The organism is Streptomyces sp. (assembly GCF_035563135.1).
Lineage (GTDB): Bacteria > Actinomycetota > Actinomycetes > Streptomycetales > Streptomycetaceae > Streptomyces.
In genome coordinates this window covers 1-14,929 of sequence record NZ_DATMVN010000121.1, presented here as the reverse complement: position 1 = coordinate 14,929, position 14,929 = coordinate 1, and the positions used below count along the sequence as shown (strand labels likewise).

Genomic DNA, 14,929 nt, shown 5'->3' with positions numbered 1-14,929 from the left:
CGGACCCGTCGCCTGCCGGCCTTCGCGAAGGCACTGCGCGGGGAGCCGGCCTCCTTCCGGGACGGACGCGGCCGCGAGCTGCCGGAGCCGGGCGAACCGGCCCCGCCCGCTCTCCGGCGGCGACAGCAGCCGCCTACGGGCCACCGCACCGGCGCGGCAGTCCCCGCATCCCGGCGCCGGCGAGGACCGTACCGGGCGGCCCGGGAAAGGGCTCAGGCGGGATCGGCAGCCATGCTCCGTATCAGGCTCTTGGGCCGGAGGTCGGTCCAGTTCCGCTCGACGTATTCGATGCAGGCCTGACGGGTGTCCTCCGGATGCGCCACGGTCCAGCCGGCAGGCACCTCGGCGAAGGCGGGCCAGAGCGAATGCTGTCCCTCGTCATTGACGAGCACCAAGTAGGTGCCGTTCTCGTCCTCGAAGGGGTTGGTCACCGAGACTCCTATAACTTAGGCAAGGCTACCTTCACTTGACCATTACCACCTTACCCATGTCACCGTCGGCCGGCGCACCGTATGACACAACGCGCGGATCCAGTGGGCGGACTGACCTACCCACTGGCGGATCAGGAGACGGAATGAGCGGTACCGGCGCTGCGGCGCAGCCTCCCAGGAGACGGCGGGGGAACGCGCGCGAGCGTCTGCTTGCCGCCGCAGCTCGCCGCTTCTACGCGGACGGTGTGTCGGCGACAGGGATCGACACCATCACCGCCGAGGCCGGCGTGGCCAGGATGAGCCTGTACAACAACTTCTCGTCCGAGGCCACCCGGTGAGGGCCCGTCCGGACGCCCGGCATGAGAAGGGGCCGGCCATGTACCGGCGCCGGCTGGAAGAAGCCGGAGGCGGGCGGGGCGGCGTGCTCGCCGTCTTCGACGCGTACGCCGACCACGCCGCGTGCGCCTGTGCGCACGCTTTCCGGGGGTGCGGTCTGCTGAACGCCGCTGCCGACCTGCCGGCCGGGGACGAGGGGCGGGCCGTCGTACGGCGGCACAAGACCGCCTGGCGCGCCGTTGGATGCTCGGCGCCGCCCTCGGCCTGTCCGGGACGGTGCTGCTGTGTGTGGCCGGGGTGGCCGGGGAGCACTCCGGTCCCGGGGCCCGGTCCACGGGGACGACCGTGCTCGGCGTGGGACTGGGCCTGGTCGCCGGCCTCACCTACGCCGTGTACTCCTGGGCCGCTCACCGCTTGATCAGCCGTCATGTCACCCCCGGTGCGGCCATGGGCGCCGTCTTCGGGCTCGGCGGACTGCTGCTCCTGCCCGTGTTGCCGGCCACCGGTGCCCCGCTCGTCAGCTCCTGGTCCGACGCGGCGGTCGGCGCCTATATGGCCCTGGTGCCCATGTTCATGGGCTGTGTCCTGTTCGGACGGGGCCTGGCGCACGTCCCCGCGAGCACCGCGACGACACTTTCGCTGCTGGAACCCGTGATCGCGGCCGTACCGGCGGTGCTGGTGGTCGGGGAACGCCTGCCCTGTCCGGGATGGACCGGAGTCGCTCCGGTCGTCGGCTGCCTCGCCGTGCTCACCGGGCCCGTCCGCAGGGTGGCGGAGCCGCGAGGGGCCACCACACGGCGCCGGTCCGGGGCCGGGGGACGCCCCGTGCGCGACCGGTGACCGTCACGGGTGCTGCGATGACGCGGCTCACCACGGCGAAGTCGTCCGGGGCTGGTCCTCCTCGTCCTACGCGACGGCGGTCCCGGCCTCCCCCGCGCGAAGGACAGCGGAACAGCGGCCCGAGGATGCCTCCCTCGGCCGTATGCGGGCCGGTACGGCGGCGGCCGTGTCTGTGCGCGGCCGTCTCCGCTCCAGCTGCGGTGTCCCTCCCACTGACTAGCCCGGGGCTCTCGTGTCGCCCTCAGGTACGACCCACGACCGACACGGAGAGGGATTCGTGGAACCCCTGCCCGCTCATACCGTCTTGATCAGGGACGGCGGCCGACAACCGTCGGACAACGGTGGCGAAGACAGGCGGAACAGTGAGCAGGTGGCACGGGTGACTCAGCAGAATCGGCCGGACGGCAAGGCGTTCGCTCCCGAGTACCAGGGAGCGCTCGGCTCCTTGTCGGTGAACTCCTCCCTCACCGAGGTACTGGCGAAGGGCATCGAGGAACTGCGGGCGGCGGCACGCGCCGGGGAGCAGCGGGAGATGGCGCGCTGCGGGCTCGCTGTCGCCGAGGCGTACCGGCGACTGGGGCTTGTGGCGGACGCCGACGCGGCGTGGAAGGCGAGTTACCGTGCGGCGCGCTCGGCAAAGGACGTAGGGGCGATGGCCTGGGCCTTGTGGAGCGGTGGCACGCTCGCCCGCCAGCGGGGTTCACTGGCGCTGGCCTACCGGCTGCTCGGGCTCGCGGCCGAGATGGGGGAACGAGGGGGCGACGTGGTCGTACGCGGCTACTCGCTCGCCGGTCTCGCGGAGACCGGGCGCATCCAGGGCGACTACGAGGCCGTCGGCGAGCTGCACGAACAACTGCTCGCGGAGGCCCGCAGGCGCGGGGAGGCCAGGCACACCGTATGGGCGCTGGAAGGCATTGCCCAGATGCACCGGAACACCGGGTCGTACGACAAGGCACTCGTCCTGTTCGAGGAGGCGGCCGAAACCGCGGGCCGAGCCGACGACTGGCGCGGGCGTGCCTGGGCGCTGCGCGGCATAGCCGATGTGCTCTCCGTACGCGACGGTGACGTGGAGCGCGCGCTGGCGCTGCTCACCGAGGCCGAATCCGTGTGCCGTGACATGAAGTTGTCCAGTGCGCTGGCCTACAACCACAAGATGCGGGGCAATGTGCACTACCGGGCCGGACAGTACTCGCAGGCCCGTGACACCTATGCGCGGGCACTCGCGGAATTCGAGGAGATGAACGAGCCGCGGGGGGCCGCTCTGTCCCGGCTGGGGCTCGCCAAGTCGCTGGCGCGGCTCGGGCGGAACCCGGCGGAGACAGTCGTGGAACTGGCCGGCCTCCGCCGGGCTCTGGACCGGATCGGTCTGAGGCACGCCCGGGACATGGTCGACAAGGCGGCGCTGGAGCTGGGGGTGGGGCCCCTGCCCGAGACCGGCCACCTCATGGAGGAGGCGGTGACGCGATGACCTCCTCCGCGGCCGTTTCCGCCGGCACCGTACACACCGCCGCACTCGCAGCTCCCGTTCGGGACGCCGTGCCGGCCGGGGAAGGCACGCTCCCGGGCTCCGGTCTCCCGGAGGCCGCGGTCACCGCTCCCCGCATACTCGCGCGCTGCCGCGACCTGGTGCGTCCTTCCTTGGTGGCCGCCATAGGGCGGCTCCATCCCTGGCCGGGCGAGATGGCCGCGTTCTCACTCGGCTGGTGCGAAGTCGGCGGCACACCCGCTGACGGGTCCTTCGAGGGCAAGGGCGTGCGTCAGGCCCTCGCCGTACTGTGTGCCGAGGCCGTGGAGGCGCCCGGGGAGAGCGCCGTGGCGGGCGCCGTGGCGGTCGAGCTGATCCACACCTTCTCCCTGCTGCACGACGACATCATGGACGGGGACGGGACCCGGCGGCAGCGGGAGACCGTGTGGAAGGCGTACGGCACCGGGCCCGCAGTCCTCGCAGGCGACGCGCTCTTCGCCCTCGCGGTACAGACACTCGCCGAGACGCCGGGACCGCACACGGCTGCGGCGGTGGGGCGCCTTTCCGAGACGCTGAGCGGCCTCGTGCGCGGCCAGGCGGAGGACCTGCTCTTCGCGGCCCGCCCCTGGACGGGACCCGGAGCCGTCCGGCCGGAGGAGTACCGTGACATGGCGGAGCTCAAGACCGGCACCCTGCTGGGCTGCGCCGCAGCGCTGGGCGCCCTCCTGGGAGGAGCACCCGCCGACACCGTCGCCGCACTGGACCGTGCCGGGCGTCATCTCGGAGTGGCCTTCCAGGCCGTCGACGACCTGCTCGGCATCTGGGGCGATCCGGCGGTGACGGGCAAACCCGTGCACAGCGATCTGCGGCAGCAGAAGAAGACCTACCCCGTGCTGGCCGCCCTCGACGGAGAGGGCCCTCACGCCAGGGAACTCGCCGCTCTTCTGAACTCCCCGCTCGCTCTCGACGACACCGGTGCCCTCCACGCAGCCGCACTCGTGGAAGCGTGCGGCGGCCGCACCGCCACCCTGGACGAAGCGGGCCGCCACCTCGATGCCGCCCGCGTCTGCCTGCGGAGCGTGCCCCTCGCCCCACGGGCGGCACGCCAGATCGAGGAGCTGCTCGCGTTCCTGCTGCACCGCAGGATGTGAACACCGCGGCCGCCGTTCCGGCCGGCTGCGCCTCCGGGTCCTCCGGCCGGTCACGGCGCCGCCGCAACCGCAGCAACCCCGCGGCCAAGCCCGCCACCCCCGGCATCGCCACCTCGGCAGCCCCCTTCGACACCGCCGGCCCCAGACCCCGGGATCCTGTCCAGCCCAGCCACAGCAGCCCCGCCACTCCACGCGGCCTCGGCCGCACCCGGTGCGCGGTGAGCGACGGCGCGTATGCCGGCGAGCTGTCCGCTCACCCGCTCAAGGGCCCGTACGGCGAAGACAGTTCGTCCCGCTCCCCCGCCGTGGCGGGCAGGGCCCGCGAACCGGCCGCGGAGGCGGACGATCTGTCCCGCAGGATGCCGCCCGGGGCCGGTGCGAGCACTCCGGGAGCCCTTCGCACCAGCCCTGGACCGCGGCTTCGAGTGGGCGGAGGCTCACCGAGGAGTGAGCCCCGTCCGGTCAGCCCGGTTCCCTCATCCCGTCGATGATGCGGGTCCAGTTGTCGCTGCCGTGCCCGTCCCTGATCGCACGCCGGTAATGGGCCTGCACGGCCAGGGGGAGCGCGAGGTCCAGGCCGAGTGACGTGCTGGTCTCGACGATGTGGTCGGACGTCGCGCCCATCATGGTGACCGTACTGAGGTCGCCGGGGTGTTCTCCGGCATCCAGCGCGGTGCCGGGGTTCTCCTCACCGGCCCTCGTGATGGCGCCGATCGAGTCCACGAACGAGAGCAGCTCCGGCAGGGCTTCCTCGGCCTGCATTCCTGCTGCGCCCAGCATCGCAGTGGCGTGCATCAGCCCGGACAGGGTGGTGAGGAACACCGCGAGCTGGGCTTGGTACATCATCTGGGCGAGACCCGGATCTTCGCCCAGGTATTTCGGCCTACCGAGCAGTGACAGCACCGCCAGGTGGCTCTCCCACACCTCCTTGCGGCCGCTGCAGTAGACGTAGGCGGCCTCCGTGCCGACCATCGGCGCCGGGACCATGACGCCACCGGTGAGGAAGGCGGCGCCATGACCGGCTGCCCACGTCGCTGCTTCGCGTGTGCGTTCGGGAGTGTCGGAGCTCAGGTTCACCAGCGTCCGGCCGGCGAGTGATCCGGCAGCGCCATCGAGGACGTCGTACATCGCCTGGTAGTCGGTAAGGCTGAGGATCACCAGGTCACCCGCCCCGACCGCCTCGGTGGGTGTCGCCGCGAGCACTGCTCCTTCGGCGACCGAACTGTCGGCCCGGCGAGCGGTGCGGTTCCAGACGGTGACCGGGTGGCCGGCCGCGAGGAGGATACGGGTCATCGCCTGGCCCATCGGACCGAGACCGATCACGGTGACATGCTGTGCGCTGCGCTTCTCGTGTTCGTTCACCCCTCCATGGTCGAAGAGCGCCGCTATTCTCGGAAGTACCCACTATTTACTTCGGTACTTACCTTTCGGTTAGGGGAATCCGTGATGGCCAAGGCACCGAGACGCGGGCCTTACATCTGCGGCATCGACGCGGCGTTCGACGTGCTGAGCGGCAAGTGGAAGGGACTGATCCTCTGGGAGCTCGACGCCCATCGCGTACGCCGCTTCGCCGAACTCCGGCGTGGTCTGCCCGGAGTGAGCGAAAAAATGCTGACCCAGCACCTGCGCGAGATGGAGGAGGACGGTCTCGTGCACCGGAAGGTCCATGCCGAGGTGCCGCCGCGGGTGGAGTACTCGCTGACAGAGCACGGGCGTACGCTCAATCAGGCGCTCGGGCCGCTCGGTGACTGGGGGGACGAGCGGATGCGGCGCGAAGGCGCCGAAGTCCTCGACGTGGCCGGGAGCGCGCGCGGCTGAAGCTTTCCTGTCGTTGCGGGCTGCCTCCGCATGGCGTCCGGGGCGCCCGGGCGGGCGTCCCGCTCCGGACGGAGCCGTCGGGGCCGCCGGGAGGGCGGGGTCCGCGCGCCGTCTATCCCAGGAGAGCGGCGATGACGATCAGGACCGGTATGGAGAGGATCGTGGACAGCAGTATCGATTCTCGGGCGAGTTGTTCCGCCACACGGTATTTCGAGGCATAGGTGTAGAGGTTCTGGGCGGCCGGCAGGGCCGAGGTCACGACGACGTCGAGGAGAGCCGCGCCGTGCAGGTGGAAGACGCCCACGCCCACCCCCCAGGCGATGAAGGGCTGGACGGCCGTCTTGAGGGCGGCGGACAGGGCGATCGCGGGGCGGTTGTCCCCGCGGGCGGGCATGCCACTGCCGCGCAGGGAGATTCCGAAGGCCAGCAGAACCGCAGGGACGGACATGTTGCCGATGAGCGTGAGGGGTTCGAGGACCGGTGAGGGGATGGTCCATCCGGTGGCGGCCGCAGTGACACCTGCCGATGAGCCGACAGCCATCGGGTTGCGGAGCGGAGTGGTGAGGCGCTGCCAAAGGGGCCGGGACTCGCCGGGGCGGCTCAGGTCGAGGATGGTGAGGGCCAGCGGCGTGACGACGATCTGCTGGAAGAGCAGCACGGGGGCGACGAGCGAGGCGTCTCCCAGTACGTAGACGGCGATCGGGATTCCGAGGTTGCCGGCATTGACGTAACTGGAGCACAGGGCGCCGATGGTGAGCTGTCCGGCGTCCCAGCCTCGCAGGAGTCCTACGGTGACGAAGAGCGCCGCTGCGGCGGCCGTCGCGGTCGCGGTGACGAGGAGCCGTTGGGAGAAGATGACCGACAGGTCCGCGCTCGCCAGCGTGGTGAAGAGCAGTGCGGGGGTTGCCACATTGAAGGCGAGCCTGGTCAGGACCGCCCGGCCGTCGTCTCCCAGATGTCCGCGGTATCCGAGGACGTAACCGACGCCTATGACGACGGCGATCACCGCGAACCCGGTGAGGACTCCCTGCATGCACTTCCTTGCCGATGAATCGCGAGCGGTGGCCAGCAGGGCGCGAAGACGGTCCTGTGCCGGTGGCCCGGGCCGGCGCCGCCCCGTTGCGGGAACCACGGAGGACCCGGACCTTCGGCCGCGCCGGAGGAATCGGGGGTGTGGACTCCCCCGCTCTCCCTGCGAATCCACTCGATGACGCGCTGACCAGGACTTAGCCTACGGTCACCACGGAGTTGCGTTTCCGTCGGCCCGGTCATGGCGGAGCGGCCGATGCCGAGCGCGGTCGAGGACGGGGCGCCCCTCGGTACCGACCCGGTCGTCCGCCCGGGGCGACGGGCGCCCCGGATCCGGCCCGCAGCCGGGGCTCCGGAGCCGATGCTGCCGGGGCCGCTCCGGGGGCGGGACGGTCACGCGGGCCCGAGCGGACGTCGGTTCGGCCGGCGGGCACAGGACGACCGGCCAGGCGTCCGGATGGGCCCGGACCCACGACGGCCCGCCCAGGCCTTACCGGAGCAGCCGGCCGGGAAGGGCAGGAAGCGGTGGTCCTTCACGTCCGCGTTCCCACGCCTTCCCACAGTCAGAGGCGTACGTCGCGAAGGCCGGCCGGGCCGGGATCGCGCTCACGCGGGCCGAGGCCGGTCACGAGCCGCAGCAGCCGCCCGCCGACACCTCTTCGGCAGCCGTGCCGGATGTGGCGGGGGCGCTGAGCCGGACGAGTTGCGGCGGCGTGGGCGCACAGCAACCGCCATCGGCCTGCTGAGCCTCGGAGGCACCTGGGGCGCTTGAGGCGTGTGGGGTGTGTGGTGCCTGAGGTATCTGAGGTGTACGAGAGCGGGGCGGTGCTCGGCCGGGTCGCCCCGAGCCGGGTCCCGGACCGGTGTGCGTACGCGGGCGCGGTCGGGCACTCCGTCCAGGTCCACCCTGCTGCGCGCGGTCGCGGCGTCGCGTCCGCGTTGCTGAAGGCACTGGTCGGCTCCACCGAGGCGGCCGGGATCTGGACCGTCCAGTCCGGCACCTTCCCCGGGAACACGGCGAGTCCGGCACTCCACGAGCGCGCCGGGTCATCGGCATCCGGGAGCGAGTCGCGCGCCGTCACGGAGTCCGGCGTGACGTCGTGCTCGCCGAGCGCCGCAGCCACGTCATCACCTGATCCGCCCGCAGGGCCTCCCCTGCCACCGCCCGGGACGGGCCGTCTGCCGCTCGGGCGCCGCAGCCCCGGCATGGCGGTCCTGGCGCGGGAGAACCGCGCGGGCAGCCCCTTCGCCTGCTCCGCCGCTCGGTGACGGCCGGCATCGTCGACGCGGCCCTTCCCGTAGCCGACGAAGGTGGCCCCGCCATGTGGCCGGTGACCGGCACGTGCCTCAGGGACTGTCACGGCATGAACTGAGCGGACAGCCGGGCAGCGGGCCGCCCCCGGCCGGGGAGGAACAGGACACGGGGAACCCCGCGTCCACCATGGCCCGTCCGGCGCGCCGCCGGGGCGGTGGGGTCCCCGCCCTGGCGGCGCGGGCGGGAGCCGACGGCGAGCCCTGCCCGGCCGCCGCCGGCCGCCGCCTGGTCCATGTGCCGTGTCACGGAGCCGTCGTCAGGGAGGGGGTGGCGAACTTCTTGCGCCAGGCGAGCGCGACATGGACCAGGCCGATCAGCACCGGGACTTCGATGAGCGGGCCGACGACACCTGACAGGGCCTGGCCCGAGGTGACACCGAAGGTGGCGATGGCGACCGCGATGGCCAGTTCGAAGTTGTTGCCCGCCGCGGTGAACGCGAGGGTCGTCGTGCGCTCGTAGGTCAGGCCCAGGCCCTTGCCGAGGAGGAAGGTGCCGAAGAACATCACGGCGAAGTAGACCAGGAGCGGCAGCGCGATCCGGGCGACGTCCAGCGGCTGCGAGGTGATGGTCCTCCCCTGCAGGGCGAAGAGGATGACGATCGTGAACAGCAGCCCGTACAGCGCCCATGGGCCGATCTTCGGCAGGAAGCGCCGCTCGTAGCCGTCGCGGCCCATCTTCCTCTCGCCGATGCGGCGGGTCAGGAAGCCGGCCAGCAGCGGGACGCCGAGGAAGACGGCCACGTTCAGTGCGATCTCCCCCGTCGAGATGTCCAGGTGTTCGCCGCCTCCGAGCCCCAGCCAGCCGGGCAGCAGATCGAGGTAGAGCCAGCCCAGCAGGCCGAAAGCGATGACCTGGAAGACGCTGTTGAGGGCCACCAGAACAGCTGCGGCCTCACGGTCGCCGCACGCCAGGTCGTTCCAGATGATCACCATGGCGATGCAGCGTGCCAGGCCCACGATGATCAACCCGGTGCGGTACTCGGGCAGGTCCGGCAGGAAGATCCACGCCAGCGCGAACATGACGGCAGGGCCGAGGACCCAGTTGACGACCAGGGAGGAGACCATCAGCCGACGGTCCCCGGTGACGGCGTCCAGCCTGTCGTAGCGGACCTTCGCCAGTACCGGATACATCATGATCAGCAGGCCGAGGGCGATCGGCAGGGAGATCCCGCCGATCTCCACCTTCGCCAGAGCGTCGTTCATGCCTGGGACCAGACGGCCGAGTCCGAGGCCGACGGCCATGGCGATGAGGATCCACACGGCCAGGTAGCGGTCGAGGGTGGAGAGCTTCTTGACGACCGGGTCGTCCCCGGCGGGGCCGGTGGCGTGGGCGGCGGCAGGAGGCTCGGTGGAGGTCACGGGCAGGCCCTCTTGTTCTCGGCGGCGGTGAGGGCGGAGGCCGCCAGCTCGGCGAACTGTCCGGACAGACCGGCCAGGACCTCGGGCTTGAGCTTGTAGTAGGTGAAGCGGCCGCAGGGCTCGGTCTCCACCAGCCCGGCCTCACGCAGCACCTTCAGGTGGTTGGACAAGTTGGTCTGCTTGGCTCCGGTCTCCTCGACCAGGTGCGTCGTGCAGAGCGTCTCGCGCGCCAGCAGGGTCACGATCTGCAGGCGGAGCGGATCGCCCAGCACCCGGATCACGTCAGGATCGACTGAAGTCAGCATGCGCTGATATTTTCACATCACCACCCGCTGATCCCAGCGGGGCTGGAGTCATCGGCGGCCGGGTTCCGCCATGCGACGAGAAAGAATGATCACCGTGGCCGACAAGCCGTCCGTCCTCTTCGTCTGCGTACACAACGCCGGCCGCTCCCAGATGGCCGCCGCGTGGCTGAACCACCTGGCCGGAGACCGCGTCGAGGTCCGCTCCGCCGGATCCGCCCCGGGCGGTGCCGTCAACCCGGCCGCAGTCGCGGCCATGGCCGAGGTCGGTATCGACATCTCCGAGGAGACGCCGAAGATGCTCACCGCCGACGCGGTCCGCGAGTCGGACGTCTGCATCACCATGGGCTGCGGCGACACCTGCCCCGTCTTTCCCGGCAAGCGCTACCTGGACTGGAAGCTCGACGACCCGGCCGGCCAGGGCACCGAGGCGGTCCGCCCGATCCGCGACGAGATCAGAACGCTCGTCGAGGGCCTGATCGCCGAGATCACCGCGGGGACGACGGCATGAGCGACACGGTTCGCGCTCGCCGGTGACGCCACCCACGTCGCGCCCGTCCGGCAGGCGAGCGCCGGCCGCCCGTTCATCCAGCCGCCCGCCTCCGCCTGCGGACGGACCCGGCCGCGGCTCAGGTCTTCGTCCGGCGTCCGGACAGAGGGCCGTGCCAGTCCAGGCACAGGACCGTGGCGTCGTCCTTCGGCGGGCAGCCGTCGTAAGCGTCGGCGACCGCGGTGACCAGGGTGCGCACGACCTCGCGCGGGTGCCCGGCGGCGGTGGCACCGATCAGGCCCGGCAGGTCGACCGTCTCCGCCTCGCGTTCCTGCATGCCGTCGGTGTAGAGCACGAGGCGGTCACCGGGCCGCAGATCGACGTTCTGCACCTGGTACGGGCCCTGCATCGGCACGCCGAACGGCATGTTCACCGCCAGCGGCACCTCGCCGACCTCGCCGTCACGCAGCCGGAGCGGCCAGGGATGGCCGGCGTTCACGAGCTGGGCCCTGGTCCCGTCCAGGGCGATGCGCAGCAGCTGGCCCGTGGCGAAGGTCCGTCGGCCATGGCTGAGGAGTGCGTGGTGGACCTGGGCGGCTTGGCCGAGGAGGTCCGCCCCGGCTCGGCGAGCGCCGCGGGAAGCGTTGACCAGGAGGGTGGCCATGAGCGAGGCATCGACATCGTGGCCCATGGCGTCGGTGACGGACAGGTGCAGGGTGTCGCTGTCGAGGCTGTAGTCATAGGTGTCACCGGCGATGTCGGACGCCGGGACCAGGGCGCCGGCAAGGGCGAATGCCGCGGATTCGCAGGAGGAGGCCGAGGGCAGGAGCTGGCGCTGGATCTCCGCGGCCAGGCTGACCGACGTGGTGCGGTTGCCCCAGTGGTAGAAGTCGGTGAAGCGGCGGTCGGTGACGATGATGTACGCCAGCGCGTGCGCAGTCTCCTCGACCTGCTCCAGAACGTCCCGTGTGACGTCGGTGAGGAACAGCTCCAGGACACCGATGGCGTCGCCGCGGTTGGTGACCGGGGCGAGCACCCGCCACCCCCGTCCCTCCTCCGGCGTCTCCACCAGCTTCTGGGTGCGCAGGACCTCGTCGTATCCGCTGCTGTCGCCGAGGGGCACCCGCTCGGCTCGGTGCTCGTGCGCCGTGCCCGCCGTGTCGCTCACCCGCAGCAGGCGTCGGCCGACGACGTCGACGAACAGGAACGACACGTATCGCGCGCCGAACCTGTCGCGCAGGTTGCACGCCACGGCATCGAGGGAGTCCATCGGCGCGGCGTTCTCCGCCGCTGCCAGCACCTCAGCCAGTCCGATTCGGTCACGCGCCACGACAGCCTCCCAGGGTCGCGGGCTCTTCTCCCGCGCTCAGACACTACGCGCCTCGGCCGGGAGGCCTTGTCCGGCCGCAGGAGCACATGCCCGAGCACACAGGGCGGCTTCTCCGCCCGACCGTGGAGACCGCACGAAATGAGCGGTGACAATTCGAGGAGCGGCAAAGGCCGCGGTCACGCCCAGGTCGCGGCGGTCTTCGCCGTCCCGGGCCGGAATCGTGCGGATCGGTGATGCCGACGTGGCCACCACGCCGGGCCTGCGGGCTGCGGGACCGGTCACCGACGGCGCGCAGACCCCGGGCCGGGACCGCTCCCCGAAGAAGGCCGCCGAACGGGCCGGAGCGGTGATCCTGATCGACGACGCCCCCGTCCCCACCCGGCGCCGTGCGGGAAGGGCCGCCGCCGGGTGCCGCTCCGGCAGACACCGCAGCCACGGCCTGCACTTCCTCGCCCTCCCCGACGGGAAAGGCCGTCCGATCCGGACGACTGCGGTCCAGCCCGGCCGTACTCGCGGCATCCCGGCCGAACCGGCCCCGAGTGACATATTCCGCACCCTCGTTCTGTTCACGAAGGCCGAACCGACGAGTCGACTTGATCACAAGAACGTGACAGAAACAGCACGTGGAGCCCAACTGCCTTCACCGTGCCTTCACTTACTGTCATGATGCTCCGGCTGAGAACAGAACCAGCAGATGGAGCACCTCACATGGCTGACACCCAGCCCACCACCACGTCCAGCACAGGCGCCCTGAGCCCGGCCGGAGACACACTGGCACCCCGTGTGCCCGGCACACTCCAGTTGTCCGGCGCCGCCATGAAGCGTCGCGGACCTGTCGCCGTGTGGCTCGGCCTGACACTCATCACCCTCGGTATCTACCAGCTGGTCTGGTACTACAAGATTCACAACGAGCTTCAGGAGTTCGACCGGCGTCAGGCCCTGAAGCCGGCGGGCAGCCTGCTGGTCCTGCTCTTCCTGGGCTGGACGGTGATCGCTCCGCTGATCTCCTTCCGCAACACCGGCAGGGCCATCGCGAGTGCCCAGCGCGCCGCCGGCCTGCCGGTGACGTGCAGCCCCGCCGCGAGCATGTGGCTGATGTTCGTCTTCGGCCTGAACGTCTGGTACATGCAGCGTCAGCTCAATCTGGTCGTCGAGGCCTACCCCGGTGCCACACCGGGCACCGCGGTATCCCTGGCGGCCTGAATTCGCCGACCGGACCGCTGATTCCGCGCAGGCACCCCACCGCTTCGAGAAGCGGTGGGGTGCCTGCCGTGCCTGATGGGCCGTGGCCGCCGTGCGCCCGCCGTGCGGCCCCGGAGCGGGCAGCGGACATCCGCCTGCTCCCACCGGTCCCGGCGCCCGGGGTTCCGCGGGGAGAGGCGCAACGGCACGGCCCACGCCGACAGTGCCGGTGGCCGGCCTCAGGCCGGCTTGCGCCACACGGAGATGTGCTTCGCGGAGTCCTGGGTGAACGGTGCCCCGTCCCAGTCCGCGACGCGACGCTCCAGTTGGAGCCCGGCGATCCGCGCCATCAGGTCGAGCTCTGCCGGCCAGGCGTACCGGTGTCGGGAGCTGTTGCGACGATAACGGCCGTCGTCTCCATCAAGGGTGAAGTGATGCGAGACGAGAATCTGCTCGACCACGTCGAAGGTGTCGAAGCCGAGATGCCGCTGGGAGACGTCGAACGGCACCGCGACCTGACCGGGCGGCAGGAACCGCAGCGGCGGTACACCCAGCTCGATGACGAATCGGCCGCCTGGCTCCAGGTGGCGGGCGGCGTTGCGGAAGCACTCGACCTGCTCGTCCTGCGTGAGCAGGTTCGTGATGGTGTTGTAGACGAGATACACCAAGGAGAACGCACCGGGGACGGCAGTGGTGGCCATGTCCCCGATGGATACCGGGAGCAGGCTTTCCTGGATCTTGCGCCGCAGCACCGCTGCCATGTGCTCGGACAGTTCGATGCCCACCACCGGCACGCCGCGTTCCCGGAGCGGAACACCCACGCGTCCGGTCCCGATGGCGAACTCCAGTGCCCGGCCCTCTCCGGCGAGCTCTGCCAGGAAGGCGAGAGCCGGTTCGAGAGCGGCAGCCGAGGACGTTTCGGCCTCCTCGTCGTCGTAGCGTTCGGCGGTCGCACGGGTCCACAGTTCACTGCTCGTCACGATCGATCACTTTGCCGGGCGCCCAGGTGTGCTGTCGATTCATTTACCTTCCGCCGCCTCCTGGCCGCACGGTCCGGGGCAAGCTCTCCGGGGCGGACTCCGGCTCGCACGGCTGTGTTGGTGAGCAGGCCGGTTCAGCCGGCTGCGCCGGCCGGTGCGCTGACTCCTGTCCCCGCTCTTTCGCAGGCCCTTCCGACGGCGCGTGCGCGGACACCCGCCGGGGCTTACCCGGCGTCGCGCCGTCGGCGCGCGCGCTCGAACTCAGCGGCGTCCGACATCCAGGAACCGTGCTGTTCGAGTGCGGTACAGCCGCCGCGGACGAAGGCGCTCACCGGGTTCCGGTATCCGCCGATCCCGTCGACCAGGCTGTACTCGACCCGGTACTCCGGATCCGCCCCGCCTTCACCCTCGTGCACCGTCGTGATCCGGGCGATGGAGTCCGCGTAGAAGTGGAGCTGGATCCCCTCGCCCCTCTTCTCGGCCTCGGTGGTGAACACTTCGTTGCCCGCGGCAGAGCGGTCGCCGACGAACTCCCAGAACTCCGCGGTGGCAGTGCGGGGGCTGTCCGGGAGCCACTTCTTCTCGACGCCCTTGTCGTCGGTGAACGACAGGAGCATCCTCCTCGCGCTCTCACCGAAGTCGGCGCAGCCGCCGGCAGCCCCCTCGTCATCCTCCGTGGGCGTGCTCCTGGAGCGGTCTGCGGCCTCCGAGCACATCAGGGAACTCACGGTACGCACCGCTTCATCGGCGAGCTCAGGGTGTGCACGGCGCACGGCCGTGTCCACCGTCGTCGCCATCCGGTCCCAGTCGCGTCTGTCCGTGGCGCGCTTCCCCCGTCGCGGATCGCGGCCGACCAGGTCCCGCCGCGAGGGGACGGCCACGCCCGGCCCCGGCCGGCGCGG

The 14,929-nt window shown here is 71.1% G+C and carries 15 protein-coding genes and 2 pseudogenes; 8 read left to right on the top strand and 9 right to left on the bottom strand.

Annotated elements, in window-relative coordinates; genetic code table 11:
* Positions 1 to 212: 212 nt before the first annotated feature.
* The gene (locus tag VN520_RS05360) at positions 213 to 431 is read right to left on the bottom strand and encodes an MbtH family protein (protein ID WP_325745675.1); all 219 of its coding nucleotides are present in this window, start codon (positions 429 to 431) and stop codon (positions 213 to 215) included.
* A gap of 143 nt (positions 432 to 574) precedes the next feature.
* Between VN520_RS05360 and VN520_RS05355 the strand changes: the two are divergent.
* From VN520_RS05355 to VN520_RS05340, 4 genes and pseudogenes are all read left to right on the top strand, one after another.
* Positions 575 to 990 (top strand): annotated as a pseudogene (locus VN520_RS05355) (TetR family transcriptional regulator); the annotation flags it as partial.
* Between the two features lie 20 nt (positions 991 to 1,010).
* Entirely contained in the window at positions 1,011 to 1,607 is a 597-nt protein-coding gene (locus tag VN520_RS05350) for a DMT family transporter (protein ID WP_325745674.1), read from the top strand.
* 379 nt (positions 1,608 to 1,986) lie between these two features.
* Positions 1,987 to 3,075, top strand: coding sequence for a tetratricopeptide repeat protein (locus VN520_RS05345; protein WP_325745673.1), 1,089 nt, complete (start codon positions 1,987 to 1,989; stop codon positions 3,073 to 3,075).
* Positions 3,072 to 4,223 (top strand): polyprenyl synthetase family protein, encoded by a 1,152-nt coding sequence (locus VN520_RS05340; protein WP_325745672.1) that lies wholly within the window; start codon positions 3,072 to 3,074, stop codon positions 4,221 to 4,223. The genes VN520_RS05345 and VN520_RS05340 overlap by 4 nt, the downstream gene beginning before the upstream one ends.
* Positions 4,224 to 4,685: 462 nt before the next feature.
* On the opposite strand, the gene VN520_RS05335 is transcribed toward VN520_RS05340, so the two are convergent.
* On the bottom strand, positions 4,686 to 5,585 hold the full coding sequence (locus VN520_RS05335; RefSeq protein WP_325745671.1) for an NAD(P)-dependent oxidoreductase: 900 nt from the start codon (positions 5,583 to 5,585) through the stop codon (positions 4,686 to 4,688).
* Positions 5,586 to 5,669: 84 nt separating this feature from the next.
* Here VN520_RS05335 and VN520_RS05330 point away from each other — a divergent pair, with 84 nt between their 5' ends.
* Positions 5,670 to 6,041 (top strand): helix-turn-helix domain-containing protein, encoded by a 372-nt coding sequence (locus VN520_RS05330; protein WP_325745670.1) that lies wholly within the window; start codon positions 5,670 to 5,672, stop codon positions 6,039 to 6,041.
* Positions 6,042 to 6,153: 112 nt separating this feature from the next.
* On the opposite strand, the gene VN520_RS05325 is transcribed toward VN520_RS05330, so the two are convergent.
* On the bottom strand, positions 6,154 to 7,074 hold the full coding sequence (locus VN520_RS05325) for an AEC family transporter (protein WP_325745669.1): 921 nt from the start codon (positions 7,072 to 7,074) through the stop codon (positions 6,154 to 6,156).
* An 812-nt stretch (positions 7,075 to 7,886) separates the two neighbouring features.
* Here VN520_RS05325 and VN520_RS05320 point away from each other — a divergent pair.
* Positions 7,887 to 8,206: pseudogene (locus tag VN520_RS05320) on the top strand (GNAT family N-acetyltransferase); the annotation flags it as partial.
* A gap of 221 nt (positions 8,207 to 8,427) precedes the next feature.
* On the opposite strand, the gene VN520_RS05315 reads toward VN520_RS05320, so the two are convergent.
* Genes VN520_RS05315 through VN520_RS05305 form a run of 3 tightly spaced genes read right to left on the bottom strand, consistent with a single transcriptional unit; the run spans position 8,428 to position 10,048 of the window.
* Positions 8,428 to 8,631 carry a hypothetical protein gene (locus VN520_RS05315; RefSeq protein ID WP_325745668.1) on the bottom strand — a complete coding sequence of 68 codons (204 nt, stop codon included), beginning with the start codon at positions 8,629 to 8,631 and terminating at the stop codon, positions 8,428 to 8,430.
* Positions 8,628 to 9,743, bottom strand: a complete 1,116-nt coding sequence (gene arsB, locus VN520_RS05310; RefSeq protein WP_325745667.1) for an ACR3 family arsenite efflux transporter — start codon at positions 9,741 to 9,743, stop codon at positions 8,628 to 8,630. Before arsB ends, VN520_RS05315 begins: the two co-directional genes overlap by 4 nt.
* On the bottom strand, positions 9,740 to 10,048 hold the full coding sequence (locus VN520_RS05305) for a metalloregulator ArsR/SmtB family transcription factor (RefSeq protein ID WP_325745666.1): 309 nt from the start codon (positions 10,046 to 10,048) through the stop codon (positions 9,740 to 9,742). The genes arsB and VN520_RS05305 overlap by 4 nt, the downstream gene beginning before the upstream one ends.
* A 94-nt stretch (positions 10,049 to 10,142) precedes the next feature.
* Here VN520_RS05305 and VN520_RS05300 point away from each other — a divergent pair, with 94 nt between their 5' ends.
* Positions 10,143 to 10,556, top strand: coding sequence for an arsenate reductase ArsC (locus VN520_RS05300; RefSeq protein WP_325745665.1), 414 nt, complete (start codon positions 10,143 to 10,145; stop codon positions 10,554 to 10,556).
* 118 nt (positions 10,557 to 10,674) lie between these two features.
* Here the strand turns inward: VN520_RS05300 and VN520_RS05295 are convergent, their stop codons facing one another.
* A complete protein-coding gene (locus VN520_RS05295) occupies positions 10,675 to 11,865 on the bottom strand; it encodes a PP2C family protein-serine/threonine phosphatase (protein ID WP_325745664.1) in 1,191 nt (396 codons plus the stop codon).
* 708 nt (positions 11,866 to 12,573) lie between these two features.
* Between VN520_RS05295 and VN520_RS05290 the strand changes: the two genes are divergently transcribed.
* On the top strand, positions 12,574 to 13,068 hold the full coding sequence (locus VN520_RS05290; protein WP_325745663.1) for a DUF4234 domain-containing protein: 495 nt from the start codon (positions 12,574 to 12,576) through the stop codon (positions 13,066 to 13,068).
* A 218-nt stretch (positions 13,069 to 13,286) separates the two neighbouring features.
* On the opposite strand, the gene VN520_RS05285 is transcribed toward VN520_RS05290, so the two are convergent.
* Positions 13,287 to 14,027, bottom strand: a complete 741-nt coding sequence (locus VN520_RS05285; RefSeq protein WP_325745662.1) for a class I SAM-dependent methyltransferase — start codon at positions 14,025 to 14,027, stop codon at positions 13,287 to 13,289.
* A 224-nt stretch (positions 14,028 to 14,251) separates the two neighbouring features.
* Positions 14,252 to 14,929 (bottom strand): DUF6357 family protein (locus VN520_RS05280; RefSeq protein ID WP_325745661.1); only part of this gene is annotated, 678 nt, incomplete at its 5' end.

What these genes read in the sequence shown, in the direction of transcription:
- VN520_RS05325 (WP_325745669.1), bottom strand. Translation starts at nt 7,074, where the DNA reads ATGCAGGGAGTCCTCACCGGGTTCGCGGTGATCGCCGTCGTCATAGGC.
- VN520_RS05305 (WP_325745666.1), bottom strand. Translation starts at nt 10,048, where the DNA reads ATGCTGACTTCAGTCGATCCTGACGTGATCCGGGTGCTGGGCGATCCG.
- VN520_RS05330 (WP_325745670.1), top strand. Translation starts at nt 5,670, where the DNA reads ATGGCCAAGGCACCGAGACGCGGGCCTTACATCTGCGGCATCGACGCG.
- VN520_RS05340 (WP_325745672.1), top strand. Translation starts at nt 3,072, where the DNA reads ATGACCTCCTCCGCGGCCGTTTCCGCCGGCACCGTACACACCGCCGCA.
- VN520_RS05290 (WP_325745663.1), top strand. Translation starts at nt 12,574, where the DNA reads ATGGCTGACACCCAGCCCACCACCACGTCCAGCACAGGCGCCCTGAGC.
- VN520_RS05350 (WP_325745674.1), top strand. Translation starts at nt 1,011, where the DNA reads ATGCTCGGCGCCGCCCTCGGCCTGTCCGGGACGGTGCTGCTGTGTGTG.